26 protein-coding genes are annotated in these 23,418 nt (G+C 67.1%); 10 read left to right on the top strand and 16 right to left on the bottom strand.

Annotated features, from left to right (window positions below; all coding sequences use genetic code 11):
* The first annotated feature begins 4 nt into the window (after positions 1-4).
* A complete protein-coding gene (locus G333_RS0107325; protein ID WP_019628085.1) occupies positions 5-736 on the top strand; it encodes a glycosyltransferase in 732 nt (243 codons plus the stop codon).
* 121 nt (positions 737-857) lie between these two features.
* Here G333_RS0107325 and G333_RS0107320 read toward each other — a convergent pair whose 3' ends face one another.
* The 4 genes from G333_RS0107320 to G333_RS0107305 all read right to left on the bottom strand — a co-directional run bounded on the left by G333_RS0107320 (position 858) and on the right by G333_RS0107305 (position 3,224).
* The gene (locus G333_RS0107320) at positions 858-1,145 is read right to left on the bottom strand and encodes a CC/Se motif family (seleno)protein (RefSeq protein WP_019628084.1); all 288 of its coding nucleotides are present in this window, start codon (positions 1,143-1,145) and stop codon (positions 858-860) included.
* Complete coding sequence (gene arsB, locus G333_RS0107315) at positions 1,142-2,233, bottom strand: ACR3 family arsenite efflux transporter (protein WP_019628083.1); 1,092 nt, start codon at positions 2,231-2,233, stop codon at positions 1,142-1,144. Before arsB ends, G333_RS0107320 begins: the two co-directional genes overlap by 4 nt.
* Before the next feature lie 30 nt (positions 2,234-2,263).
* Positions 2,264-2,734: an ArsI/CadI family heavy metal resistance metalloenzyme gene (locus tag G333_RS0107310; RefSeq protein WP_018951985.1), complete on the bottom strand. Its 471-nt coding sequence runs from the start codon at positions 2,732-2,734 to the stop codon at positions 2,264-2,266.
* 112 nt (positions 2,735-2,846) lie between these two features.
* Positions 2,847-3,224 carry a helix-turn-helix transcriptional regulator gene (locus G333_RS0107305; protein WP_018951986.1) on the bottom strand — a complete coding sequence of 126 codons (378 nt, stop codon included), beginning with the start codon at positions 3,222-3,224 and terminating at the stop codon, positions 2,847-2,849.
* A gap of 233 nt (positions 3,225-3,457) precedes the next feature.
* On the opposite strand from G333_RS0107305, the gene dapC reads away from it, so the two are divergent.
* The 4 genes from dapC to G333_RS0107285 are packed head-to-tail and all read left to right on the top strand — an operon-like array spanning position 3,458 to position 6,405.
* Positions 3,458-4,651 carry a succinyldiaminopimelate transaminase gene (gene dapC, locus G333_RS0107300; protein WP_019628082.1) on the top strand — a complete coding sequence of 398 codons (1,194 nt, stop codon included), beginning with the start codon at positions 3,458-3,460 and terminating at the stop codon, positions 4,649-4,651.
* Positions 4,652-4,696: 45 nt separating this feature from the next.
* Entirely contained in the window at positions 4,697-5,518 is an 822-nt protein-coding gene (gene dapD, locus G333_RS0107295) for a 2,3,4,5-tetrahydropyridine-2,6-dicarboxylate N-succinyltransferase (protein ID WP_018145491.1), read from the top strand.
* On the top strand, positions 5,511-5,864 hold the full coding sequence (locus G333_RS0107290) for an ArsC family reductase (protein WP_018169941.1): 354 nt from the start codon (positions 5,511-5,513) through the stop codon (positions 5,862-5,864). Before dapD ends, G333_RS0107290 begins: the two co-directional genes overlap by 8 nt.
* A gap of 13 nt (positions 5,865-5,877) precedes the next feature.
* The gene (locus G333_RS0107285) at positions 5,878-6,405 is read left to right on the top strand and encodes a DUF2062 domain-containing protein (RefSeq protein ID WP_019628081.1); all 528 of its coding nucleotides are present in this window, start codon (positions 5,878-5,880) and stop codon (positions 6,403-6,405) included.
* 7 nt (positions 6,406-6,412) lie between these two features.
* Here the strand turns inward: G333_RS0107285 and G333_RS0107280 are convergent, their stop codons facing one another.
* Genes G333_RS0107280 through G333_RS0107270 form a run of 3 tightly spaced genes read right to left on the bottom strand, consistent with a single transcriptional unit; the run spans position 6,413 to position 8,203 of the window.
* A complete protein-coding gene (locus tag G333_RS0107280) occupies positions 6,413-6,634 on the bottom strand; it encodes a hypothetical protein (protein WP_019628080.1) in 222 nt (73 codons plus the stop codon).
* Entirely contained in the window at positions 6,622-7,404 is a 783-nt protein-coding gene (locus G333_RS0107275) for a type III pantothenate kinase (RefSeq protein WP_019628079.1), read from the bottom strand. The genes G333_RS0107280 and G333_RS0107275 overlap by 13 nt, the downstream gene beginning before the upstream one ends.
* Positions 7,397-8,203, bottom strand: coding sequence for a biotin--[acetyl-CoA-carboxylase] ligase (locus G333_RS0107270; RefSeq protein ID WP_026340920.1), 807 nt, complete (start codon positions 8,201-8,203; stop codon positions 7,397-7,399). The genes G333_RS0107275 and G333_RS0107270 overlap by 8 nt, the downstream gene beginning before the upstream one ends.
* 113 nt (positions 8,204-8,316) lie before the next feature.
* Between G333_RS0107270 and G333_RS0107265 the strand changes: the two genes are divergently transcribed.
* Complete coding sequence (locus tag G333_RS0107265) at positions 8,317-9,060, top strand: lytic transglycosylase domain-containing protein (protein ID WP_018951991.1); 744 nt, start codon at positions 8,317-8,319, stop codon at positions 9,058-9,060.
* A 6-nt stretch (positions 9,061-9,066) separates the two neighbouring features.
* Here G333_RS0107265 and G333_RS0107260 read toward each other — a convergent pair whose 3' ends face one another.
* Together G333_RS0107260 and G333_RS0107255 are read right to left on the bottom strand one after the other, a co-directional pair.
* Positions 9,067-9,387 (bottom strand): DUF2007 domain-containing protein, encoded by a 321-nt coding sequence (locus tag G333_RS0107260; RefSeq protein WP_077276935.1) that lies wholly within the window; start codon positions 9,385-9,387, stop codon positions 9,067-9,069.
* A gap of 49 nt (positions 9,388-9,436) precedes the next feature.
* Positions 9,437-10,054, bottom strand: coding sequence for a hypothetical protein (locus tag G333_RS0107255; RefSeq protein WP_018145483.1), 618 nt, complete (start codon positions 10,052-10,054; stop codon positions 9,437-9,439).
* A 200-nt stretch (positions 10,055-10,254) separates the two neighbouring features.
* Between G333_RS0107255 and ppk1 the strand changes: the two genes are divergently transcribed.
* A complete protein-coding gene (ppk1, locus tag G333_RS0107250; protein ID WP_019628077.1) occupies positions 10,255-12,339 on the top strand; it encodes a polyphosphate kinase 1 in 2,085 nt (694 codons plus the stop codon).
* A gap of 506 nt (positions 12,340-12,845) precedes the next feature.
* Here ppk1 and G333_RS0107245 read toward each other — a convergent pair.
* The 4 genes from G333_RS0107245 to egtD all read right to left on the bottom strand — a co-directional run bounded on the left by G333_RS0107245 (position 12,846) and on the right by egtD (position 16,222).
* On the bottom strand, positions 12,846-13,118 hold the full coding sequence (locus G333_RS0107245; protein WP_019628076.1) for a hypothetical protein: 273 nt from the start codon (positions 13,116-13,118) through the stop codon (positions 12,846-12,848).
* 61 nt (positions 13,119-13,179) lie between these two features.
* Entirely contained in the window at positions 13,180-14,679 is a 1,500-nt protein-coding gene (gene ppx, locus G333_RS0107240; protein ID WP_019628075.1) for an exopolyphosphatase, read from the bottom strand.
* Between the two features lie 2 nt (positions 14,680-14,681).
* Positions 14,682-15,194, bottom strand: a complete 513-nt coding sequence (locus G333_RS0107235) for a histidine phosphatase family protein (protein ID WP_018145479.1) — start codon at positions 15,192-15,194, stop codon at positions 14,682-14,684.
* A gap of 5 nt (positions 15,195-15,199) precedes the next feature.
* Positions 15,200-16,222, bottom strand: a complete 1,023-nt coding sequence (gene egtD, locus G333_RS0107230; RefSeq protein ID WP_019628074.1) for an L-histidine N(alpha)-methyltransferase — start codon at positions 16,220-16,222, stop codon at positions 15,200-15,202.
* Positions 16,223-16,293: 71 nt separating this feature from the next.
* Here egtD and egtC point away from each other — a divergent pair, with 71 nt between their 5' ends.
* From egtC to G333_RS0107215, 3 genes are read left to right on the top strand one after another with little or no spacing between them, the layout of a single operon-like run.
* The gene (gene egtC, locus G333_RS0107225) at positions 16,294-17,076 is read left to right on the top strand and encodes an ergothioneine biosynthesis protein EgtC (protein ID WP_018938513.1); all 783 of its coding nucleotides are present in this window, start codon (positions 16,294-16,296) and stop codon (positions 17,074-17,076) included.
* A 15-nt stretch (positions 17,077-17,091) separates the two neighbouring features.
* Positions 17,092-18,282, top strand: a complete 1,191-nt coding sequence (locus G333_RS0107220; RefSeq protein ID WP_019628073.1) for an SUMF1/EgtB/PvdO family nonheme iron enzyme — start codon at positions 17,092-17,094, stop codon at positions 18,280-18,282.
* A gap of 12 nt (positions 18,283-18,294) precedes the next feature.
* Positions 18,295-19,044, top strand: a complete 750-nt coding sequence (locus tag G333_RS0107215; RefSeq protein ID WP_026340919.1) for an SIMPL domain-containing protein — start codon at positions 18,295-18,297, stop codon at positions 19,042-19,044.
* A 452-nt stretch (positions 19,045-19,496) separates the two neighbouring features.
* Here G333_RS0107215 and G333_RS0107210 read toward each other — a convergent pair whose 3' ends face one another.
* From G333_RS0107210 to flgK, 3 genes are all read right to left on the bottom strand, one after another.
* Positions 19,497-20,186 carry a hypothetical protein gene (locus G333_RS0107210; RefSeq protein WP_019628071.1) on the bottom strand — a complete coding sequence of 230 codons (690 nt, stop codon included), beginning with the start codon at positions 20,184-20,186 and terminating at the stop codon, positions 19,497-19,499.
* Positions 20,187-20,263: 77 nt separating this feature from the next.
* Positions 20,264-21,484, bottom strand: a complete 1,221-nt coding sequence (flgL, locus tag G333_RS0107205; protein WP_019628070.1) for a flagellar hook-associated protein FlgL — start codon at positions 21,482-21,484, stop codon at positions 20,264-20,266.
* Positions 21,485-21,505: 21 nt separating this feature from the next.
* Positions 21,506-23,383 carry a flagellar hook-associated protein FlgK gene (flgK, locus tag G333_RS0107200; RefSeq protein ID WP_019628069.1) on the bottom strand — a complete coding sequence of 626 codons (1,878 nt, stop codon included), beginning with the start codon at positions 23,381-23,383 and terminating at the stop codon, positions 21,506-21,508.
* Between the last annotated feature and the right edge of the window lie 35 nt (positions 23,384-23,418).

Here is a 23,418-nt window from a genome sequence, read left to right as displayed (position 1 = left end):
CCACGTGTCCCGCAGACCGGCCCTGTCGATCATCATCCCGGCCTGGAACGAGGCCGAATGGCTGCCGCGCACCCTGGCGGCGGTGCAGGAAGCGCTATCCGGCATTGACCGGAACAGCGAGATCATCGTGGTCGACAACGCCTCGACCGACCGCACGCCACAGATTGCCCAGGCCGCGGGATGCCGCGTCGTGTTCGAACCCGAGCGCCGCATCAGCCGCGCCCGCAATGCCGGCGCGACCGCAGCCTGCGGCGATTACCTCCTGTTCGTCGATGCCGACACCTGGCCCGACCGCGCCCTGTTGCAGGCAACACTGGACGCGCTGGACAGCGGCGAGGTCTGTGGGGGTGGCGCGCGGGTGACCTTCGACCACCTTAGCCACCGGATCTATCGCTGGGGTGCCACCGCGTGGAACACCCTCTCCGCGCGCCTGGCTCTGGCGGCTGGCTGCTACGTCTTCTGCACCCGCGAGGCCTTCGCGGCGGTGGACGGCTTCAGCGAGGCCGTGTACGCGGGGGAAGAGGTGTTCCTGTCCCGGGCGCTGAGACGCTGGGGCCGCGCGCACGGCCAGCGCGTCGAGATCCTGAAAACGCCCGTACTGACCTCCGGCCGCAAGGCGGACTGGTTTCATCCAGGTCGCCACATCCTCGTGGTGACGCAGGTGTTGCTGTTCCCCTGGAGCCTGCGCTCACGCCGCCTCAGCTGGTTCTGGTACACCCGCCCACGACGGCAGTAAGAAAGAGACCGAACGCCGAAATCGGGCCCCGATGATCACGATATCGACAACGTCGGCCACCGAACCGTCGATCCACCACGACCTGAACTCGTTCGGACATCGTGCTCCCCCGCCCCGAGTATCAACGCCGCCCCATCTCCCCTTCCACCACCAGGCGACGCCAGCGAAACAAGCCCTCGACGTCAATCCGGTAGGGGCCCGGACCCAGGTCCCCCGCCACATGGACCCGGATCCCCTCGATCTCGTGCTCCGTGTAGCCGTCGGCCCGGCGGGGCGCGCCGCGCTCGGCCACCGGCACCGCCGCCTGGCCGCCACAACAACCGTGGCGCGTGGACCATCGCAGCACCACCTCGCCACCCTGCCCGGCCAGCCACTCGCGCGCGGCGTCGGTCAGGGTGATCGTGGTCATGCCGGTTTCGCCTCGGTGTCCTCCGGGAACCAGTGGCGGGTGCGATTGGCGATGCGCACCAGCGCCAGCATCAGCGGCACCTCGACCAGCACGCCCACCACGGTCACCAACGCGGCACCCGACTGCAGGCCGAACATCGCGATCGCCGCGGCCACCGCCAGCTCGAAGAAGTTGCTCGCGCCGATCATCGCGCCGGGGGCCGCCACCGCGTGACGCACCCGCCAGGCCTTCGCCCAGTAGTAGGCGATGTAGAACACCAGGAAGGTCTGGATGATCAGCGGGATCGCGATCAGCACGATATGCCCCGGGTTCTCCAGGATGCGCTCGCCCTGGAAGGCGAACAGCAGGACCAGCGTCACCAGCAGGCCGATCGGCGTGACCGGGCCCAGACGCTTCATGAACACGTTGTCGAACCACTCGATGCCCTTTTTGCGGATCAGCCAGATGCGCGTCAGGTAGCCGGCGACGAACGGAATGACGATGTACAGCAGCACCGACAGCGCGACGGTGTCCCAGGGCACGTGGATGTTCGACACGCCCAGCAGGAGCACCACGATGGGGGCAAAGGCGAACAGCATGATGATGTCGTTCACCGCCACCTGCACCAGCGTGTAGGCGGCATCCCCGCGGGTCAGGTAGCTCCAGACAAACACCATCGCGGTACACGGCGCCGCGCCTAGCAGGATCGCCCCGGCCAGGTACTCACGCCCGAGGTCTTCAGGGATCCAGGCGGCATACACCACCATGAAGAAGAACCAGGCGATCGCGAACATGGTGAACGGCTTGATCAGCCAGTTCACCGAGGTGGTAATGGCCAGGCCCTTCGGCTCGCGGCGCACGCCCAGGATGGCGGAGAAGTCGATCTGCACCATCATCGGGTAGATCATCGCCCAGATCAGGATGGCCACCGGGATGGAGACCTGGGCGTACTCCCACTGCGACAGGGTCTCCGGCACCACCGGCAGGAACTGCCCCAGGGCGACGCCTGCCACGATGCACAGCGCCACCCACACGCTCAGGTAGCGCTCGAAGATGCCCATGCCTTCCTTCGTCGAGATCTCCTCGACGGAGGCGTTCCGGTCGGTCATTGCTTCCTCCGTATCTGCCCAGGTAACGCGTCAACAACAACCCTTGGCTTCATTGTCACTAGCTGGCCCGCACGAGAAGGTTGATGTCCCTTCCGGTACACAGCAGTCACCGGTCCCTTCATCCTGTGCGCCGAACATCGGGATGCTTCCGAGCGTTTGATAGCTCTCCCACGCGATCCCGGCCGGATCGGTGGTCCAGTACTTGTCGGATTGCGCGTAGCAGCAATGCGTGCCCATCTCCTCGCGCACGTCCGCGTCGATGGCGTCCAGACGCTGGCCCAGCTCGTCGAGCTCGCCCGCCTCTTCGGCCTGGATGCCGAGGTGGTTCAGGCCCACCGGCGCACCGCGGGCCGACACCGCGAAATTGACCCGCGGGTCCTCCAGCATCCATTTCGCGTAATCGCCCTTGACCACGCTCGGCTCGGCCGCAAACAGATGCGAATAAAAGCGGATCGCCGGTTCCAGTTCCGGCACGGAAACGTGCAGGTGCATGCGCTTCATGGATCAGACTCCTCGATTCACTCCATCTCGCGGATCGGCCCGGGGTCCCACCGGCCATCCCGGGTGGACCCGGCCTGGCTCGGTTGTTGCAGCCCCCACCCGGGCGCGTGGTCTATCGAACGTGCCGGCCCGGCACTTGCGGAGCCGCTGTGGCTTCCGTATCCCCTGCACAGTCCAGGGCCGCAGGCAACGCGCAGCCGTCGGAGTCGGCCGCGCAGCAGTTCTCGGTCAGGTAGGCGACCAGCTCCTGCATCGCGTCGAGATTCACCCGATAGCGCTGGTAGCGCCCTTCCTGCGTGACGGTCAGCAGGCCCGCCTGCGTCAGGGTCTTGAGGTGAAACGAGAGGTTCGTGCGCGGCAGTTCCAGGGTTTCGGCGATTTCGCCGGCGACCCGCCCAGCGTGGCCATAACGCACCAGCAGGCGCACGATATCCAGGCGAATACCGGAGGCCAGCGACTCGAACATGTGGGTGGCGGTGACCTTGTCCATGGACGAATATTTCAACTCTCCTTGCATCGTTGTCAAGTGACAGGACCCAGTCGCCGTGGCCGCGCGCGCGCACCTTTTTCTCAAGAACCGCCCGATGCCTCCCCGCTCATCCTGCAGGGTTCGCGCCGGACCACCCGGTCGCCGCCGGTCTGTCGGGGTTTTCCCGCGGGGCATCGAGGCCCGGTATACTGCGCGGTCTTCCGTTCAACTCCGACCACGACGCCCGAGCCGCCATGAACCCGCGCCTGGACCGGCTACAGCCCTATCCGTTCGAACGCCTGCGCCGGCTGTTCGCGGACCTGCAACCGCCTGCGGACCGGGAGCCCATCGCACTGTCGATTGGCGAGCCGCGTCACGCACTGCCCGATTTCGTCGAACCCGTCCTGCGGGCCTCCCTCCAGGGCTTCAACCACTACCCGAGCACACGCGGCGAACCGGCCCTGCGCGAGTCCATCGCGGCGTGGCTGCAACGGCGGTTTGATCTCGGCAATGTGGACGCGGCACGGCAGGTGCTTCCGGTCAGCGGAACGCGCGAGGCCCTGTTCGCGATTGCCCAGGCGATCGTGGCGGAGAAGCCCGGTGCCCGCGTGCTGATGCCGAATCCGTTCTACCAGATCTACGAGGGCGCGGCGCTGCTCGCCGGGGCCGCGCCGGCCTTCTACGACCTGGCGCCGGAGAACGGCTACCTGCCCGACTTCTCGGCGGTCGACGCGGCCACCTGGGAGGACGTGCAGCTCGTCTACATCTGCAACCCGGGCAACCCCGCCGGGGCCTGCATGTCCGAGGCCGCGATGCAGGATCTGATCCGCCTGGCCGAGCTCCATGACTTCATCATCGCGGCGGACGAATGCTACTCCGAGATCTACCACCCCGATGGCGAGCCGCCGGCCGGCCTGCTGGGGGCCGCGGCGCGCATGGGCAACGCCGCGTTCGAGCGCTGCATCGTCTTCCACAGCCTGTCCAAGCGCTCCAACCTGCCGGGGCTGCGGTCCGGTTTCGTGGCCGGCGATGCGGCCCTGCTCGACCGCTTCGCGCTGTACCGGACCTACCATGGCTGCACCCTGCCGCCGCCGACCCAGGCCGTCAGCCGCGCCGCCTGGTCAGACGAGGCCCACGTGGCCGAGAATCGTGCCCTCTATGCCGAGAAATTCGCTGCAGTGGTCCCGATCCTGGAATCGGTGATCGACGTGCGAGCACCCGCCGCCGGCTTCTACCTGTGGCCGCGCGTGCCGGATGGTGACGACGAGGGCTTTGCTCGACGCCTCTACGGCGAGGCGGGGGTCACGGTCCTGCCGGGGCGCTACCTCTCCCGGACCGACCCGGAGACGGGGCACAATCCCGGGGCCGGACACGTGCGCATGGCGCTGGTCGCCGCGCCCGCCGCCTGCATCGAGGCGGCCGAGCGGATCACCGCGCTGTATCGTTAACGCCACTCATCAATTTATTTTTCATTGCCTTAAAGGGAATACCTAATGTCCGATATCCAGAGCACCATCGAAGCCGCCTTTGAACGCCGCGCCGACATCAACCCGCGCAACGTGGAAACCAACGTCCGCGACGCCGTGAACGAGGCGCTGGATATGCTGGACACCGGCCGTGCCCGCGTCGCCGAGAAAAAGGACGGCGACTGGGTGGTGAACGAATGGCTCAAGAAGGCCGTGCTGCTGTCGTTCCGCATCTCCGAGAACGAGTTCATCAAGGGCGGCTTCACCAACTACTACGACAAGGTCCCGTCCAAGTACGCGGATACCTCCAGCCGCGACTTCCGCGAGGCCGGCGTGCGCGTCGTGCCCCCGGCCACCGCCCGTCGCGGGAGCTTCATTGCCCCCAACACCGTGCTGATGCCGTCCTACGTGAACATCGGCGCCTATGTCGATGAAGGCACGATGGTGGACACCTGGGCCACGGTCGGCTCCTGCGCCCAGATCGGCAAGAACGTGCACCTCTCCGGCGGCGTGGGTATCGGCGGCGTGCTGGAGCCGCTGCAGGCCGCCCCGACCATCATCGAGGACAACTGCTTCATCGGCGCGCGCTCCGAGGTGGTCGAGGGCGTGATCGTCGAGGAAGGCGCGGTCATCTCCATGGGCGTGTACCTGGGCCAGTCCACCCGCATCTACGACCGCGAGAACGACGAGATCCTCTACGGCCGCGTGCCGGCCGGTTCCGTGGTCGTCTCCGGCAACCTTCCGTCGAAGGACGGCAAGTACTCGCTGTACTGCGCCGTGATCGTGAAGCGCGTCGACGAGAAGACCAAGGCCAAGGTGGGCCTGAACGCCCTGCTGCGCGATGTCTGAGATCGCGCTCTACGGCATCGCCAACTGCGATACCGTCCGCAAGGCCCGTCGGTCGCTGGATGCGGCCGGCGTGGGCTATCGTTTCGTGGACGTTCGCAAGGACGGGCTGGCGGCGGATCGGCTGCGCGGCTGGGTCGATGCCGTCGGCTGGGAGACCCTGGTCAACCGGCGCGGGACGACCTGGCGCCAACTCCCGGACGATCAGCGCGAGGGACTGGATGCGGAACGCGCCATCGCGCTGATGCTCGAACACCCGGCGCTCATCAAGCGGCCCGTCATCGAACAGGACGACGCGATCACCGTCGGCTGGACACCCGAGACCGCGGCCCGGTGGGGAGCGGCCTGAGGCACTCGCGGCCATGCTGAGACGGGCCAGCATCCGTTGGCGGGCCTTGCGCTGGCGCGCCCACAACTGGCTGGCCCGTCATCCGCGCCTGCATTCCGGGCTGCATGCCGCCGGGAGCATGAAGAGCGGCCCGGAGGCGATGGCCCGCGGGGTCGCGATCGGGCTGTTTATTGGCCTGACCCCCACGGTCGGCTTCCAGACCGTGTTGATGATCATTCTGTGCATTGCACTGGCGGGCAATTTTCCCACGGCGTTCGTGGCCTCGTTCGTCAGCAACCCCTTCACCGCCGCGCCGCTGTATTGGGGCTTCCACGAACTCGGCGAGGCCGTGTTCTATCATGTCCCCCTGATCTCGCACGACCCCGACGCCTGGTATCTGCAGGGCATCGGGGACGAGATCACCTATACCCTGATGGGCAGCCTGCTGATCGCCACGCCAACCGCCATTGCCGGCTACTGGGCCTCCCGCCGCCTGTCGGCCGCCTGGCAACGCCACCGCGACCGGCGCCGTGCCGAACGCGCTGCACAGCGGGAGCGTTAGAGAGCCACTACTGGACCCCGCTCCGAAGTCGTTCACGCCACACCGAATCACCCGGGTCCGAGTCACCAGCAGGCGCCTCCAGCCACGCATCCAGCAGCTCCACCTCGCCACCATTGCGCTCCAGCGGGGGCACGTCGGCGTAGGGATCGGGGTTGAGGCGGCCGTCGTGCCAGGCCCAGGTGAAATACCCCAGGTTCACCAACGCGAGAAACAGGATCAGCCAGCGCATTCGGCGCCCTCCCAGCGCGACAGCTCCCAGAGGCCGTCCAGCACCAGGTTCGGGAAGATCGTGGACTCTGCACGCAGCACCGGCGCCAGCCAGTAGGCATCGCCCCCCGTCAGCCAGCAGGCCGCGTCCGCCCGCTCTGCGGTCCGTGAGCGCGCGATCAACCCATCCAGCGCGCCGGCCAGCCCCAGGCTCCATCCGCGCTCCAGGGCCTCGGTGCTGTTCAGGCCCGGCGCGGTCTCCAGATCATCCGGCCACTGCGTGGCCTCGCGCGGCGCAATGCGATCTGTCAGACGCGTCTGCAGCGCCTCCCAGCCGAGCTGGCGCCCCGGCAACAGATAGCCTCCCGCATGGCGACCGTCCGCCTCCAGTACATCCACGGTGACGGCGGTGCCGGCATCGACCAGAATCATCGACGCATCGCAGCGGGCCCGCGCCGCCACCAGCGCGCAGTAGCGATCCACTCCCAACTGCCCCGCCGCATAGTCGATCCGCAGGCCATGCGGGCCGTCCGCCGGCACCGTCACCGCGTGTACCGGCGCGTCGATCCCGGCAGCCGCCAGTTCGGCCGAGAACGCCGCTTCGCGCTCGCCGGGCCCGACCCGCGACAACCAGACGGCCGTGAGCGGGGCCTCGCGCGCCATCGAGGCCAGGCCACGGACACAACCGGCCGGGTCACGATTCGCCCCGGACCCCAGCACTTCGCCCTCCGCGTTGCGCACCTGCCACTTCACACGGGTACTGCCGATATCCACCAGGGCAATGTCAGCCATGTTCGCAACTCCGTACCGAGACCTCGCCCGAATGCAGGTGCCGGATCGCACCGTCGTCGAACTGCACAACCAGGCAGCCGCTCGCCGGATCGATTCCATGCGCCTGTCCGCGGACGCCGTCATCCAGGATTTCAATCGGCCGGCCGCGCAGGCAGTCCAGCCGCACCAGCTCACGCTCCAGCGGCACAAGCCCTTCGCCCATCAACAGCGGATGCAGGCGACATTGCTCCGCGATCACCCGGGCTGCAAGCTCCAGGAGATCCGGAACCGGACCGGGGAGCTGGGTCGCGAGATCGGTCACCGCACGGTCCAGCTCCAGGGCACCGGCGCCTTGCCGGTTGAGACCAATCCCCACCACCAGCCAGCCTGGCTGGCCACCACTCACCGCGCGCTGCTCCACCAGGATGCCGCCCAGCTTGGCGGCATCGACCATCAGGTCATTGGGCCACTTGAGCCGCACACCTTCCAGACCCAGCGCTTCCAGCGCACGGATGACCCCAACGCCAACCCCGACCGGATAGGCGGGCGGCACCCGCCCCTGCATGATGGGCCATGCCAGCGACAGCGCCAGGCTCGCCCCCGGAGGCGAATGCCAGACACGACCGCGCCGCCCGCGACCCGCTGTCTGGGCCTGCGCCACGCAGGCGCGTGGCAGATCGCCCGCCTCGGGGCGGGTCTCCAGCAGATAGCGGTTGGTCGAGTCCACCGACTCCAGCACCTCGACCGCCGGCGCCGTCACACCCGCCCCGTCGACCAGGCGTTCGACACGCGCTTTCAGGCGTGCGCTCTCCGGCGCCATAATGCAAACTGTGAACGCGGTCTCGGTCATCGGGATCAGTACTCGGCTCGCATCCGGGCCAGGGGGAACAGGGCTTGCATACAAGGCACCATGGTAAGCATTCCGGTCGGACGGTGCTGCGCCTGCTGATACTGGTGGCGGGGCTGGCTCTGGCCGGCACCAGCGCGGCCGAGCTCTACTCCTTTCGCGATGCCTCCGGGGCCCGGGTCCTGACCGACGAGCGCCCGCAGGGCGTTCCCTACGAGACCATCCGCTCGCCCGGCGGTGCCGGCACGGTCACCTCGACACCCGGCGGTGGAAACTGGTCACCCAGTCAGATCTTCGTGTTCCAGGGCCCGGGTGGAGAGCGCCTGATCACCAACCAGCGTCAGCAGAATAGCGGCATGGAGCTGATCGCCACCTACGGCCGACCCACCGCCCGCGCACGTTGCGGTGCCCGCGCCCGCAATGCCCTGGCCACCGGCGGTGGCGATTTCGCGGACCTCATCCACAACGCCGCCCACCGCCAGGGCGTGGACCCGGCGCTGGTGCAGTCGGTGATTCACGTGGAGTCCTGCTTCGATCCGCAGGCGGTATCCCGGGTGGGCGCGCACGGCTTGATGCAGCTGATGCCCGCTACCGCCGCCGATCTCGGGGTGACCGACCGCTTTGATCCCGCCCAGAATATCGATGGCGGCACGCGCTACCTGGCCGCCATGCTCGATCGCTTCGAGGGGGATCTGGATCTCGCCCTGGCCGCCTACAATGCCGGCCCCGGCGCGGTGGAACGGCATGGCGGCGTGCCCCCGTTTCGCGAGACACAGAACTACATCCAGCGCATCCGCGCCCAGTACGACGGCAACGGGCGGCCCGACTGACGACCCTCAGGCCTTGGGCTTGTCCCGGCCGCAGTTCCAGCACTGGGTGAACTGCGGCTCGATCACCTCGCCGCAGCGCGGGCACTTCCAGTCGCGGCCGTCGTGTTCGGGCTCGCCCTCCAGGTATTCCAGGATGATGGCGCGCGCCTCCTCGGCCTGTTCCTCGTGCACGACCATGATGCGGGCCCAGGTCTCGGTCGGCGGGACTTCCCCGACGGCACCGTAAAGCCCGGCCTGGTTCACGTAGGCCGGGATGCCGGCCTCCTGCAGCAGGGTCTCGATGAACCCGGCCATCACCGGGTCGGCGGCAGAATAGACGGTCCTCATGATCGCGACCGTAGCACGCAGCCCGGACCCGGCGCAGCGGCGGCGGTGCCTACTGCACGGTGCCCTGGTTGGCGGCCTGGAAGTACTCCATCGCCTTCTGGATGGCGAAGAACGGGGCCTCGTCGAGGGCGATCTGCGTATGCGGCAAGTTGATGTCCGCGTAGTACTTGCGCATGGCCAGCACGTGGATCGGCAGCTCGCGCGCGAACATCGGATTTTCGAAGTTGAAGTACTGCCCGAGCCCCAGCACGAGGTCCTGGCGTTCTTCGGCCGTCAGGCTCTCCGGCGACACCACGACATCCGGCAGCTGCCCGGCCTGGCCATCGACCGAGACCACCACCTGGCGATCGCCTTCGGCCGCGGCGGGGATATCGTCCCCAGTCACGAGCTGCAGGTTCTCGGACAGGTCCAGGTAGCCCTTGGACAGGATATGGCCGTGGGGCTGAAACACCTTGCTGGACATGTTCACTGCCCACAGCTCCAGGGTCTCCTTGAGGTCCTGGGCCGCCTGCACCTCGCCCAGGGCGAACAACTGCCGGGCGTAGAGGATGTCCCAGACCCAGACCTGACCGTATTCGGGCAGCTCGCCTTCGGCGACCACCGAGACCTTGTGCAGCTCCGGCTGTGCCTCGTCGCGCGCGTGCAGTGTCAGGGTAAATTCGGCCAACGGACTTCTCCTTACGGCAGCGCGTTTCGCGCTGCATGATCAAGCATTCAAGTATAGCCACCAGCGCCGAGACAGCGCAGTTCAGGTACGCCGCTCGGGGACTTCCAGGACCGTTCCGGGCCGTCCCAACCGACCCCAGTTCACGGAACTGACATAATGCCGTCATAGACTCTCGGTCCCACTTCTGCCGCGAGTCGTGCATGCCGGATGCCGACGTGACCCAAACCGACCTGTTCCTCAACCGCGAACTGTCCCTGCTGGAATTCAACCGCCGGGTACTCGCCATCGCCCAGGACCCGGCCTTCCCGCTACTGGAACGCCTGCGCTACCTCAGCATTTCCTCCACCAACCTGGACGAATTCTTCGAGGTCCGCGTGGGCTCGCTGCGCCAGCAGGTCGAACTGAACGTGCAGGCCCCGGGCCCGGATGGCCTCTCGGCCGCCGAACAGCTGCGCCAGATCGCGCCGCGCGCCCACGACCTGGTGGAACAGCAGTACAGCACCCTGAATGACGAACTGATCCCGGCACTCGCAGCGGAGGGGATCCACTTCGTTCGGCGCACCCACTGGGACGCGGCCCAGCGGGACTGGGTGCGGGAGTACTTCCGCCAACAACTCCAGCCGGTCCTCAGCCCGATCGGCCTGGACCCCGCCCATCCGTTCCCGCGCATCCTCAACAAGAGCCTGAACTTCATCGTCACCCTCAAGGGCAAGGATGCCTTCGGGCGTGAATCCGGCCGCGCCGTGGTCCAGGCCCCGCGTTCCCTGCCGCGCCTGGTACGGCTACCGCGCGAGGTCGCCAGCGGCGACAACGACTTCGTGCTGCTGTCGTCCATCCTGCATGCGCACGTGGACGAGCTGTTCCAGGGCATGAAGGTCACCGGCTGCTACCAGTTCCGGCTGACCCGCAACTCGGACCTGTTCGTGCAGGAAGAGGAGATCGACGACCTCCTGAACGCCCTGGAGGGCGAGCTGCCCCAGCGCAACTACGGTGCCGGCGTGCGCCTCGAGGTCGCGGACAACTGCCCGCAGGAGGTCGCGGAGTTCCTGCTGCAGCAATTCCACCTGGAGCCGGACGACCTCTACCAGGTCACCGGACTGGTCAACCTGAACCGTCTGATGGCCGTGCACGAACTGGTGGACCGGCCGGACCTCAAGTTTCCCCCGCTGGTCCCGGCCCTGCCCCGCAGTGACACGAGCGGCAGCGGCATCTTTGCCTGCATCCGCGACCAGGAGCTGCTGCTGCATCACCCCTACCAATCGTTCATGCCGGTGGTCGACTTCCTGCGCCAGGCGGCGGCGGATCCGCGGGTGCTGGCCATCAAGCAGACGCTCTACCGCACCGGAACCCGCTCGCCGCTGGTCGAGATCCTGATCGAGGCGGCGCAGGCCGGCAAGGAGGTCACCGTCGTGATCGAGCTGCGGGCGCGCTTCGACGAGGCCGACAACATCGAACTGGCCAACCGCATGCAGGACGCGGGGGTCCATGTGACCTACGGCGTGGTCGGCTACAAGACCCACGCCAAGCTGGCGCTGGTGGTGCGCCGCGATGGCGACCGCATCACCCGCTACGCCCACCTGGGCACCGGGAACTATCACTCCGGCACGGCCAAGGCCTATACCGACTTCGGCCTGCTGACGGCCGACCCCGTGCTTACCGAGGACGTCCACCGCGTGTTCCTCCAGCTCACCGGCCTGGGCAAGGTGACCCGGCTGCGCCAGCTGCTCCAGGCGCCGTTCCGCCTGCACGCCGCGATGCTGGAGAAGATCCAGCGCGAGATCGACAACCACCAGGCCGGGAAGCCCGCCCGCATCGTCGCGCGCATGAACTCGCTCAACGAGGCGAAGATCATCCAGGCCCTCTACAAGGCTTCGCAGGCGGGCGTCCCTATCCAGCTGGTCGTGCGCGGCATCTGCAGCCTGCGCCCCGGGGTGCCCGGCATCTCGGAAACCATCGAGGTGCGCTCGGTCCTGGGCCGGTTCCTGGAACACTCCCGCGTGTTCTATTTCGAGAACGGCGGCGACCCCGAGGTGTTCCTGTCCAGCGCCGACTGGATGCCGCGCAACTTCTTCCGCCGCGTCGAGGTGGCCTTCCCCGTACGCGACCCGGAACTGCGCGACCGCGTCGCCGAGGAATCCCTGTTCAACTACCTGCAGGACAACGCCACCGCCTGGGCACTGCAGCCCGACGGCAGCTACCAACGCATCCGGCCAACCGCGGGCGAGATCCCCTATTCCGCCCAGGAATCCCTGACCGCCCAACTGTCGGGTGCCACCACGGGCTGAGCGACCCTCTGTCTCGCCGACTTCAGAATCCCTCATTGGCCACGAGCTTCAGCCAATTGCAGGGAACGTTCTCCTAGGGAGACGCTGATTTAATCGCGCGTTCGCGCTCGAGTCGCTTTTGCGTGCGAACAAGGCGTGGTGACTGCCGTGCAGTCACTCTGCACAAGGGAACCGCAACGCTGTTCGCGCGCAAAAGCGGCCGAGCCCGCTCTTTCAATCACTTGTCGGGTTGGTGCCCCCTGTTCCCCGATCCTGCGTTGCGCCACTTGCGGGTAGAACCACTACCCGCTGCGCGACGCGCCTTGGCTCGGGAAACAGGGGGCACCAACGCGAACGCGCGATTAAATCAGCGTCTCCCTAGGCGTTGGCTCCCTTCCGCCGCGGTAGGGTGCCGGTGAGCGCAGCAAAACGCACCATTTCCCGCGTCATGCCAATCCCTTGATGGGATTCGCTGCGCTCATCCCATCCTGCGACCCGGCGGCTGGCTGAACGTCATGGCTGTCAGGTCAGGATTTGCCGTGGTCCCGGTCCGCTGAAGCGGTGCCGGAACGCGGGAAATCGTGCATCCCGCCCAGCAAGCTGACCTCGGCGTCGCCGTGCCGCAGCAGGTCCTGCAGCAGGACCACGATCCCGGCCACGCAGAGGAATAGCCCGAAATTCAGGCCGATCGACTGCACATGGCGGAGCAGGAAGGGCAGTGCCAGCAACCGGTTGTGTCGCATCAACCGAAACCCGGTCGCCGACCACCAGATGCCGATCCACAGCGGCACCGCGAGCACTTAGATCCAGACCACCAATGTCAGCATCCTGCGTTCCTTGTGTCCGGTTCGGAATAGGGGCTCACTCGAACTCCAGTTCCAGCTTGTGGCGCGCCCAGTCCTCGCGTTCCGCATCCAGATCGGCGCGCGTTAGCGGGTGGGTATCCAGCCAGTCGGGCGCGAAGGTCAGCGTCAGACCCTCCTGTGTCGCCTCGATGCGCTCCAGCGGCACCGGATCCGGCGCGCGCGAACGATGCAGCAACACGGCCAGACGCAGCAGGGCCGCCATGAACAGCAGCGGCCGCGCGCGATCCTCTCGCACCCCGGACAACAACTTGGGCTTCAGCCCGCCCCGGTGCAGGCGCACCAGCCACGCCAGCTCGGCCTGTTCGGGCTGCGAGAAACCCGGCAGGTCGGCCCAGGTGAGGATGTACTCCCCATGTTTGTGGTATTTGCTGTGGGCCAGTGCCAGGCCGATCTCGTGCAGTTCGGCCGCCCAGTCCAGGCGTTCCGCGTCGTCCTCGCCAAGCTCCCAGGCAGCGCGAACGGCGGTCACCAGGCGCGCCACCGTCGCCTGCACCCGCTCCGCCTGGGACGCATCGACCGCGAACCGCCGGCGCAGATGGTGAATGGTGCCGCCACGCACGTCCTCGTGCCGAAAACGTCCCAGAAGGTCGTGAATCACGCCCTCGCGCAGGGCCCCGTCCGAGGGGTGCAGCCGTTCGATCCCCAACGCCTCGAAGGCACCCAGAAGCACCGCAAGGCCACCGGCAATCACGGGCGCCCGGTCCTCGGCCAGACCAGGCCATTTCAGCCGCTTGATGGCCCCCTGCTCGATCAGCGCATCGCGCAGCCGCTCCAGGTTCTCGCGGCTTACACCCGGCGCCTCGTCCAATTCCCCCTCATGCACCATGCGGTCCAGCGCCAGGATCGTACCCGACGCCCCCAGCGTCTGCTCCCAGCCGGCCGCGCGGTAGGCACTCGCGATCGGTTGCAGCTCCCGCTGCGCCTGCAGTTGCGCGGCTGCGAAGGCCTTGCGCGTCAGTTTGCCATCGGCGAAGAAGCGCTGGGTGAACGTCACGCAGCCCATCTCCAGGCTCTCGGCCAGGACCGGCTCGAAGCGCTCTCCAATAATGAATTCGGTACTGCCGCCACCGATATCCATCACCAGCCGGCGGCCGCTATCGTCCGCCAGCGCATGCGCCACACCCAGGTAGATCAGCCGCGCTTCCTCGCGCCCGGCAATGATCTCAACCGGATGCCCCAGGGCCTCTTCCGCCGCGCGCAGGAAGGCGCGGCTGTCGTCCATCTGGCGCAAGGTGTTGGTGCCGACCACGCGCACGCAGCCGCGCGGCAGCTGGCGCAGTCGCTGGCCGAAGCGATCCAGACAAGCCAGGGCACGCTGCCCCACCTCCGGATCCAGTTGTCCATCGGGATCCAGACCGCTGGCAAGACGTACCGTTTCCTTGATGCGGTCGACCTTCAGGACCTCGCCGTCCTGGCGCCGTGCCACGATCATGTGAAAGCTGTTGGATCCCAGATCAACGGCCGCAACCGTCTCGGCATCGTTCTCCGTGTGCATGTTCAATCCGCCTCACCGCCGGCCAGCCGTTCGAGGATACGTCGAGGCAGGTGCCAGGCGAGCTGCATGGGGCCCGGCAGCGCGCCCGTCAATCCGCAGGCATCGCCCTTGCCCATATGAACCAGACTCCGCCCGCCCGTCGTGCCCAGCAGACAGCTTACGAGCAGCGACAGGTCCGGCTCGTGTCCCACGATCACCAGGCCACCATCCGCCGGGAGATTGCGGGCCAGGGCCTCGACCTCCAGCCCCGTGGGTTGCCCGGGCGCCAGCCATTTCTTCTGCCGCACCGGGACATCCAGCGCCTGGGACAGGGGGATCGCCGTCTGGCGGGCCCGCAGATAGGGGCTGCAAAGGAGCTCGACCGATCCCGGCAGCAGATCCCCGAGCGCCTGCGCCATGCGTACCGCACTCACCTGGCCCTTGTCGGTCAGCGGCCGGTCACGATCCGCCCCGTCCCAGTCGCCGGGGTTTCCGGCCTGGGCGTGCCGCACCAGCACCAGCCGCGGTGCGCGCATCCCGCTCAGTCCGCCCCCGGCCGCAGCAGAAACAGGGAGTACCACTCCTCGGGCGCCGACCACTGTGCCGCATGTTCGAGCCCGGCCGCCGTCAGCAGACGGTCGATGGCCTCGCGGCTGAACTTGCGCGAGATCTCGGTCCGGATCACCTCGCCTTCGGCGATCTCCAGAACCGCCTCCGGCTCCGACACGCGCACCGTCTGCTGCCGCCGCGACACCAGGTGCATCTCGATCCGCGAGAGGTCTTCGACGAACGGAGCGCGATGCACGAAACCCTCCGGATCGAAGTCCGCCCCCAACTCGGTATTCAACACCGACAGCAGGTTCAGGTTGAATGCCGCGGTTACCCCCGCCGCATCGTTGTAGGCCGCCTCCAGGACCGGGCGCGGCTTGACCCGGTCCAGCCCCAGCAGCAGCCGGTCTTCGGGGTTCATGGTGTCGCGGATTCGTCGCAGCAGTGCAGCCGCCTCGGCGTCCTCGAAATTCCCCAGACTGCTGCCGAGAAAGGCAAACAGACGCGGACCGTCGGCTTGCGCACCGGAAACATCGGCCAGATGGATCAACGCCGCCGCATAGTCCCCGCACAGGCTGTCCACGCGCATCTGATCGAAGCGCTGCAGGAGTCGCGCGCCGGCCTCGTCGAGAATCTCGCCACAGACATCGTTCGCGACGTAATGGGGCGCGGAGACGCGGGCTTCCAGCGCCGCCAGCAGGTACTCGGTCTTGCGCGACGTCCCACTGCCGAGTTCAAACAGCGTGCGCGCCCCGGATGCCTCCAGGATCGCTTCGGCATGCCGCTCCAGCAGGTCGGCCTCCAGGCGCGTGGGGTAATACTCCGGGGTATCGCAGATCGCATCGAACAGCTGCGATCCGCGCGCATCGTAGAAATACTTCGGCGGCAGGGACCGGGGCGGCTCGAGCATCCCCGCGCGGAAATCGGCCAGCAAGTCGGCGTGGGCGTCGCGTTCCTCCACCACCTGGCGGCTGTAACGAGGGGAAATAGAGACAGCACTGGGTTCGGCGGACATCCGGGCTTCCGTATCGGGGTGGTTTGCGGCACGCTAGCACGAAACCCCGGACGCCCCAACTGACCCTAGCCATGTGCCGACACCTCGCCTATCTGGGTCCTCCGATCACGCTGCGCAGCCTGATCCTGGATCCGCCACACAACCTGATCGAGCAAGCCATGGCCCCGCAGGAACTGGTGTATGCCCGCGTCAACGCCGACGGCTTCGGCTTCGGCTGGTTTGGCGAGGGGGGCATTGCGCGCCACTACCGGCGCGCCGATCCGCTCTGGCAGGATCCCAACCTGGTGGATCTGGCCAGCGACATGACCCAGCCCCTGTGGGTTGCCGCCATCCGCAGCGCAACCCCCGGCTTCGGCGGCGACACCGTCAACGCCCAGCCATTCGCCCGCGATGGCCTGCTGTACAGCCACAACGGCCTGATCAGCCGCTTCCGTCCCGACATCCGGCGCCAGATCCAGAACATCCTCAGCCAGGAGGTCGAATCGAGCATCGAGGGAACCACCGATTCCGAATACCTCTTCGCCCTGGTCCGGCAATACCTGGCCGATGACGACAACGCGACGCTGGAGGGCGCGCTCGGCGAGGCGTTCTCCACCGTGGAGACCTGGCTGGGGGCCGACACCGCCCTGCTGAACGTGATCCTGTCCGACGGCCGCCGCATCATCGCCAGCCGCCATGCGGTCAATGCGCCCTGTCCCAGCCTCTACTACACCACCGATGACGAGACGTTCCCCGACGACAGCGTGGTCGTGGCCTCCGAGCCCCTCACCGACCGCGAACGCTGGCGCCCGGTCCCGCCCGGCCATCTTTTGATCCTCGATCCCGACGAACCGCCGGAACTCCTGGCGCTCTAACACGCTCCACCGGATATGAATGCCGCCCATCCGCAGCCGAGTGCAAGCCCGCACCCATCCGACCTCCTGGACTGCCTGGCGACCCAGCACGACCGCCTGAACACGGCACTGGAGTCGACACCGGGGAACGAATGGCGCAATCAGTATCACCCGGACCTGAGTCCCATCGGGTGGCACTACGCCCATTGCCATTTCATCGAGGCGGTATGGCTACACGAACGCATCCTGGGTGAACCTCCGCCCGACCGGCGCGACTGGCACGATCTCTACTTCCCGGAACAGAGCCCGAAGTGGCGCCGCGGCGGAAGACTCCCGACGCGCCCATCCCTGCTGGAATGGGGCAAGGCCAGCCAGCAACATCACCTGGACTTGTTGCACAACCATCCGGCGGTGCGGCGGCATCCCCTGCTCGAGCGGGACTACCTGACCGGTTTTCTCGCGCAGCACCACGCCATGCACCTGGAAAGCCTGGAGCAGGTGCGCTGGTTCGCCCGCCTGCATCGCCCCGCCCCACCCCGAACGCAGGAGCCAAAACCGGCACTGGCGGCTGGCGGCGACTGGATCGAGTGCCCGGGCGGCGAACATGTCAGCGGCAGCGACGCGGCGACCGCCTTCGACAACGAGCGGGGCCTCCACCCGGTCCGGCTCGCGCCCCACACGATCCGCTCCCATCCGGTCTCCAATGCCGAGATCGCCGCGTTTATCGAGGCCGGAGGCTACCGCCCGGGCCCCCACTGGGACCCGCCGGGTCGAACCTGGCTGGAACAAACGGGCATCGCGGCCCCTCTGGGATGGTGGAAGCTACCCGACGGGACCCGGGTACAAACCCTCCCCCACGGCACCCAGACACTCGATCCGCATGCACCCGCCGTCGGACTCTCCTGGTTCGAGGCCTCGGCCTACGCCCGCTGGGTGGGTGCCCGCCTCCCCCACGAACACGAATGGGAACACGCCGCCCAGGCCGGGCGGTTGCGCGCCACGGGCCAGGTATGGGAATGGTGCGGCAACCCCTTTCAGCCCTACCCGGGCTTCCAGCCCTTTCCGTACAAGGAATACTCCCTGCCCTGGTTCGACGGCGAACACTACGTTCTGCGCGGCGGAAGCGCCTGGAGCGATCCATTGCTCACCCGCTCTACAATGCGCAACTTCTTCACCCCCGAAAAACGCCACGTGTTCGCCGGCCTCCGGCTTGCGCGCAATCTGTAGAGGTTCATGAACATGCCACCGAAGAACACCCCCCTCGCGTCCCGCCCGTCCTGGCTCGTCGCCGGACTCGCCGCCCTGGTCCTGGCGTTTCCGGCTACGGCCATCGCCAGCGACGGCGGAACCACGCTGGCCCTGACCGGCAAGGCCGAGCGCCAGGTCGCCAACGACCACATGACCGTGCTGATGACGACCGAGGCCCGCGCCCCGGAGGCCGCCACGGCCGCTGCCACCGTCAACCGCAACATGCAGGCCGCACTGGAACGCGCCGGCGAACAGGATGGGATTGACGCCCGCACCATCGGCTATTCCACCCGCGCCATTCACGACTCCGACGACCGCAGCCGCATCAATGCCTGGCTGGTCCAGCAGAACCTGGAACTGACCGGAGCCGATTTCGATCGGTTGACCGAACTGGTCGGCGCGCTCCAGCAGCGGGACCTCAACGTCAGCCAGATCCGATTCTCCCTCAGCCCCGAGGCGCGCCAGGAACATCGCGAGGCGATGATCGAAGAGGCGATGGAAGACCTGAAGGAACAAGCGCGCGTCATCGCCCGCTCGCTGGGGGCCACGCACCTGCGCACGCTGGAAGTGGAATTGCCGGACGACCACTACGATCGGCCACAGCCCATGATGGCCATGCGCGCCATGGACGAGTCAGCCAGCCAGCCGTCGCTGGAGGCCGGATATTCCACCCTGACCCTCAGCGTACGTGGACGCCTGCAGGCCCTGGGCGCCGAGACCCTGCGCGTCACCCCGCGTTAGCGTAAACGTGAAGCGCAGGGTGCCGTGAGACGCCCGCCGAACCGCACCGTTCCCATGCGGCCCCAGGTCCCCGAACGCCGGGCTTCCAGCGGTGCGCGCGGCGCTCCCATTCTCGTCACCCCAGCCTTGACGCTTCCGCTCTCGTCATCCCGGCCGTAGCGCAGCGAATCCTCACGCACGAACACCCCGACATCTGTGCCACCTCCAACGATGGAGATCCCGGATCACCGCTGCGCGGTTTCCGGGATGACAGGCTCACGGTGAGGATCTGGGCGGCCGATGGGCTTGGTATTCCATGCCATCGCCGTTTATGCGTTGCGTCTCCCTGAGGATCGAAACGCATCAGGGGCACCGCAACCGCCCCGCACTCCTCCGCGCCTAGTAGAGGCATTGACGGAAAAATGAACGCGTGCGGGAAACGGTGTGATTCGCGGACGGGCTCGGGGGCGGCTTTAGCGGGCGAGTTCCAGCACCAGCTCGCCATCACGCACCTCGATGGACTCGATGCCCGCGCGCAGTTGCTGGAAGGGCTCCAGCGCCAGCAGGTCTTCGTCCTTCAGCCCGCCCAGCCAGGCATCCGGAAGCGGGATTCCGGCGACGCTCACGCCGACCAGGCGCGCATGCACCCGCCCATCCTCGGCCTCGAAGCGCACCCCCGAGCGGACATTCAGGACACGACCTCCCAGCAGTGGGATATCCGCCGGAACATCGATGCGCACCCGAGTGCTGACCTGCCCCGGCGTAAGGCGCATGGCCACGCGTCCGGCCAGGTCCGGGTCCTGGGCGATCAGGGCATTCAGTTCGCGCTCGCTGAAGCGCACGCTGCGCGCCTCGGCCCGCTCCTCGTAGAGTTCCGGAACCAGCGGCTCGGCCTCGGCGTCGAGATCGATGATGGGGTCGCCGGGTGCCTGATCCGGGCGGGGCTCGGCATCGCGCGGCCCCAGCGCCTGCAACTTGGCCTCCAGCTCCGCCTGCTCCTCGACGTCCAGCGTCACCGCCTCGGGCTCGCCCGACTGCAGGTGGATCACACCCCAGAAGCCGGCCCACAACGCAGCCAGGATCAGCAGGACAATCAGGTAGCGCGGGGGACGCCCAGTGGAACGGTACTGGATGGGCGCGGAGGGTTCGTTGTTCTTGGCCATGCCGGACTCTCGCAGATCAGGACGGCGTCATGGTCGCACAAAGGCGCAACCATGGCCCGCCCGGCCAGGGAGACGGATCAGAGGAAATCGAACAGCGACAGGCGGTTCACCTGGGTATAGGTCTGCTGCGCGGCCTGCAGGGCCACCTGCTGCTGGTTGAAGCGGCTAATCGCCTCGGCGTAGTCCAGGTCGCGAATCTCGGAGACCGCGCTGTTCAGGTCCACCAGGCGGTCCTCGTTCAGGTCCTTTTGCTGGTCGAAGGCCTTCAGGCGTGAGCCCACCTCGGCGCGGATATCGCTGAAGTTGCCCAGTACCGCATCCAGGTCGGCCAGCGCGGTGTTGCTGGCCGTCGCCAGGTTGGCCCGGCTATTGCCGCTGGCACCACCCTCTTCCAGGGCTGCAATGATCGCGTCCAGGGTTTCGAACACACTCTTGTTCTCCGCCGGACGGGAGACCACCTCGTCGCCCACTTCGGGCGTGCCGCTCAGGGTGATCGACCGTCCGTCGAACGTAATGGCCTCGCCGGAGACGTAGGGTCCATCGGCCACCGTAGTGCCCCCTTCATCTTCGACCACGTATCCGATCTCGCCGCCACCCAGATCCTCAAGAGTGATGGTGTAGGTTTGATCCGTCAGAGCGGCCGAGTCATTGACGCCGGTCTGTTCAACCACGAGCCGGCTCCCGGCTTCGCGATTGGTCACCTCGGCCCCGACACGTCCGTCATTCTCCGGGATGTCCATGAACACGCGCGCACCGGTATCGCCCACCGGGATTTTCCGGTTGGCCGAGATGGCGACCTCGCGGACACTGCCCGTGCCCTCCGCCCCCTCGTAGCGCACCGCACCCGTGCCATCCTGCTGGAAGGGCTGCTGCAACGACTTGGTGCCGGCGAAGAGATATTCGCCGTTCGGGTCCTTTGTGTTCGCGATATCGAACATCCCTTCGCGCAGCTGGCGCAGCTCGCCGGCGAGATAGCTCCGGGTCTCGTTGGTCTGGCTGTCGTTGTTCCCGGCCACGACCAGCTCGCGCGCGCGTTGCAGCAGGTCGGTCCCGCTTTGCAGGGCCGATTCCTCCTGCTGCAGGCGCGGCTGGGTGTTGTCGATGTTGCGCTGGTACTGCTTGGTGGCCTGGATGATTCGTTCGAACTGATTGACCTGGGTTGCTCCGCTCGGATCATCGGACGGCGACAGGATGCGCTCGCCCCGCCCCATCTGCAGCGAGGTCCGGTTCAGTTCGGTCTGGCCGCGCTGGATCTGGTCGATCCCGGTCTGGAAAATCTGGGTGGTCGAAATGCGCATGTCCGTGTCTCCCGATGGCCGCTAGCGGCGGACCGCGCCGAGCAGTGAATCGAACAACGAATTGCTGACCGAGATGACCTGTGCCGCCGCCTGATAGGCCTGCTGATAGCGAATCAGGTCCGCCGCCTCTTCGTCCAGGTTAACCCCGGACACCGCCTCGCGCTGGGCGCGCGCCTGCTCCAGCTGGGCATCGGCTGATTCCTGCGCCACCTGCGCCTGGCGCGTGCGTGTGCCGACATTGGCCAACAGGCTGTTGTAGCCATCCCCGAAGGTCCGGTCACCGCCCACCAGACGCTCGTCCGACAGGTCGTTCATCGCCAGCATGTTGCGGTTATCGCCCGGATAGCCCTCGTTACTACTGACCTCGAAGGTATCGCCGGCCTCAGGAGTGCCGCGGATCTCCATTTGCCAGCCGTTGGAGGTAATGGTCGTCACCCCATCGGGCCCTAACGCGAAGGTCTCGGTTCCTACCTCAAAATCAGTTCCGTTAAACGTGACGACCGCATCGTCCAGTAGATCCGGATCAGTTGCGTCGACTGCCTGCACCGATCCGATGGTCGCGTCGCCGGTATTGTCCTCACCGAGATCCGCCCGCACCGCGGCGGCGGCGGCGATCCCCGACGGGTCCGTCATTTCCACCGACAGATCCCGCGCGCCGTTGCGGGTCGGCTGAATCAGCCATTGGTCACCTTCCTCCGCCCCAAGATCATCAACATCGATAACCAGCCCATCGACCGCCTCGGCCACTGTTCCGCCGTTGAGGTCCAGCGTAGTGGTCTCGCCATCCGACAGCCGTGTGAGCTGGTAGTCCTCCCCGTCAAAACTCAGGCGGTAATCGGACGTGGTCAGGTCGCGCACGTCGCCGAATTCGACAGAAGGAACATCATCAGACCCATTGCCGGGGAATCCGCGCACCGCCGGATCGCCGATCCCGAGGATATCCCCGCCCAGCCCGTCGTTCAGATCCAGCCCAAGGTTGTTCTGGTTGTTGAATTCCTCTCCGATGCTGGTCGCGAGGCGGCCCAGGGTGTTCTGTGCCTCGTCGATGATGCCGGTCCGGGTCTCCAGCAGCGCACCCAGCTCGCCGCCCTGGATGAAGCGGGAGATGTTGACCGGATCGCCGCTGGTGGCCAGTCCGATGTCCGGCGAACGCGGGTCCCCGGTCAGCGACTCGGCGACCAGTTCGCGGTTGTTACCGCCCAGCACCAGCGCCTGGCCGTTGCCGACGAACACATTGACCGCGCCGTCGTCCTGCTCGGTGATGCGGACGTTCACCTTCTCCGCCAGCTGGTTCAGCACGCGGTCGCGCTGGTCCAGCAGATCGTTCGGGGTGCCTTGGGTGGACTTGGACACGATCTCGCGGTTGAGCCCGGCGACCGCCTCGGTCAGCGAGTTGATCTCGTCGACGTTGGTGCGGATCTGGCCGTTGATGATGTCGCGCTGCTCCTCGATGCGCCGGTCGATCGAGGCGAAGCGCTCGGCCAGAGACTCCGCTTCGGTCAGGAAGACCGTGCGCGCGGCGCTGGAGGTGGGGTCGTTGGCGAGATCCTGGCCGGCGTCGAAGAAGTCCTGCAGCACCGGCGTCAGCCCGGAACTGGAGCTGCCCAGAAGGTCGTCGATGCGCCCGGCCAGCGACGCCTTCAGCTCGGCGTTCGACTGATCGGAGATCGAGTTGCGCAGCTGGGTATTCACAAAATCGTCGGAGATGCGGCGGATGGTGTCCACCTGCACGCCCTGGCCCTGGAAGCTGCCCCCCAGGAACTGCGGCGTCAGGTTGGACAGCTCGGTGCGCTGACGGCTGTAGCCCTCGGTCGCCGAGTTCGCGATGTTGTTGCTGGTGGTGCCGATCGCGCGCTGGAACGCCAGCAGCGCGGAGGTGCCGATGCCGGACGCGCTCATGCCCGTGCCTCCCGCGACAACGCCTGTTCAATCAC

Source organism: Thioalkalivibrio sp. AKL10, assembly GCF_000381845.1.
Taxonomy (GTDB): domain Bacteria; phylum Pseudomonadota; class Gammaproteobacteria; order Ectothiorhodospirales; family Ectothiorhodospiraceae; genus Thioalkalivibrio; species Thioalkalivibrio versutus.
Note: the sequence above shows the minus strand (reverse complement) of the source record. Positions and strands in the feature narration are given on the sequence as shown.

Bases quoted from the DNA above. Each gene is read 5' to 3' on its own strand.
- G333_RS0107320 (WP_019628084.1), bottom strand. From the start codon at position 1,145: ATGACCACGATCACCCTGACCGACGCCGCGCGCGAGTGGCTGGCCGGG.
- flgK (WP_019628069.1), bottom strand. From the start codon at position 23,383: ATGAGCGCGTCCGGCATCGGCACCTCCGCGCTGCTGGCGTTCCAGCGC.
- dapC (WP_019628082.1), top strand. From the start codon at position 3,458: ATGAACCCGCGCCTGGACCGGCTACAGCCCTATCCGTTCGAACGCCTG.
- G333_RS0107260 (WP_077276935.1), bottom strand. From the start codon at position 9,387: ATGAGGACCGTCTATTCTGCCGCCGACCCGGTGATGGCCGGGTTCATC.
- G333_RS0107280 (WP_019628080.1), bottom strand. From the start codon at position 6,634: ATGCGCTGGCTGATCCTGTTTCTCGCGTTGGTGAACCTGGGGTATTTC.
- ppk1 (WP_019628077.1), top strand. From the start codon at position 10,255: ATGCCGGATGCCGACGTGACCCAAACCGACCTGTTCCTCAACCGCGAA.
- G333_RS0107210 (WP_019628071.1), bottom strand. From the start codon at position 20,186: ATGGCCAAGAACAACGAACCCTCCGCGCCCATCCAGTACCGTTCCACT.
- G333_RS0107305 (WP_018951986.1), bottom strand. From the start codon at position 3,224: ATGGACAAGGTCACCGCCACCCACATGTTCGAGTCGCTGGCCTCCGGT.
- G333_RS0107235 (WP_018145479.1), bottom strand. From the start codon at position 15,194: ATGCGCGCACCGCGGCTGGTGCTGGTGCGGCACGCCCAGGCCGGAAAC.
- G333_RS0107310 (WP_018951985.1), bottom strand. From the start codon at position 2,734: ATGAAGCGCATGCACCTGCACGTTTCCGTGCCGGAACTGGAACCGGCG.
- G333_RS0107285 (WP_019628081.1), top strand. From the start codon at position 5,878: ATGCTGAGACGGGCCAGCATCCGTTGGCGGGCCTTGCGCTGGCGCGCC.
- ppx (WP_019628075.1), bottom strand. From the start codon at position 14,679: ATGCACACGGAGAACGATGCCGAGACGGTTGCGGCCGTTGATCTGGGA.
- G333_RS0107290 (WP_018169941.1), top strand. From the start codon at position 5,511: ATGTCTGAGATCGCGCTCTACGGCATCGCCAACTGCGATACCGTCCGC.
- G333_RS0107220 (WP_019628073.1), top strand. From the start codon at position 17,092: ATGAATGCCGCCCATCCGCAGCCGAGTGCAAGCCCGCACCCATCCGAC.
- G333_RS0107270 (WP_026340920.1), bottom strand. From the start codon at position 8,203: ATGGCGCCGGAGAGCGCACGCCTGAAAGCGCGTGTCGAACGCCTGGTC.
- flgL (WP_019628070.1), bottom strand. From the start codon at position 21,484: ATGCGCATTTCGACCACCCAGATTTTCCAGACCGGGATCGACCAGATC.
- egtD (WP_019628074.1), bottom strand. From the start codon at position 16,222: ATGTCCGCCGAACCCAGTGCTGTCTCTATTTCCCCTCGTTACAGCCGC.
- G333_RS0107215 (WP_026340919.1), top strand. From the start codon at position 18,295: ATGCCACCGAAGAACACCCCCCTCGCGTCCCGCCCGTCCTGGCTCGTC.
- arsB (WP_019628083.1), bottom strand. From the start codon at position 2,233: ATGACCGACCGGAACGCCTCCGTCGAGGAGATCTCGACGAAGGAAGGC.
- G333_RS0107275 (WP_019628079.1), bottom strand. From the start codon at position 7,404: ATGGCTGACATTGCCCTGGTGGATATCGGCAGTACCCGTGTGAAGTGG.
- dapD (WP_018145491.1), top strand. From the start codon at position 4,697: ATGTCCGATATCCAGAGCACCATCGAAGCCGCCTTTGAACGCCGCGCC.
- egtC (WP_018938513.1), top strand. From the start codon at position 16,294: ATGTGCCGACACCTCGCCTATCTGGGTCCTCCGATCACGCTGCGCAGC.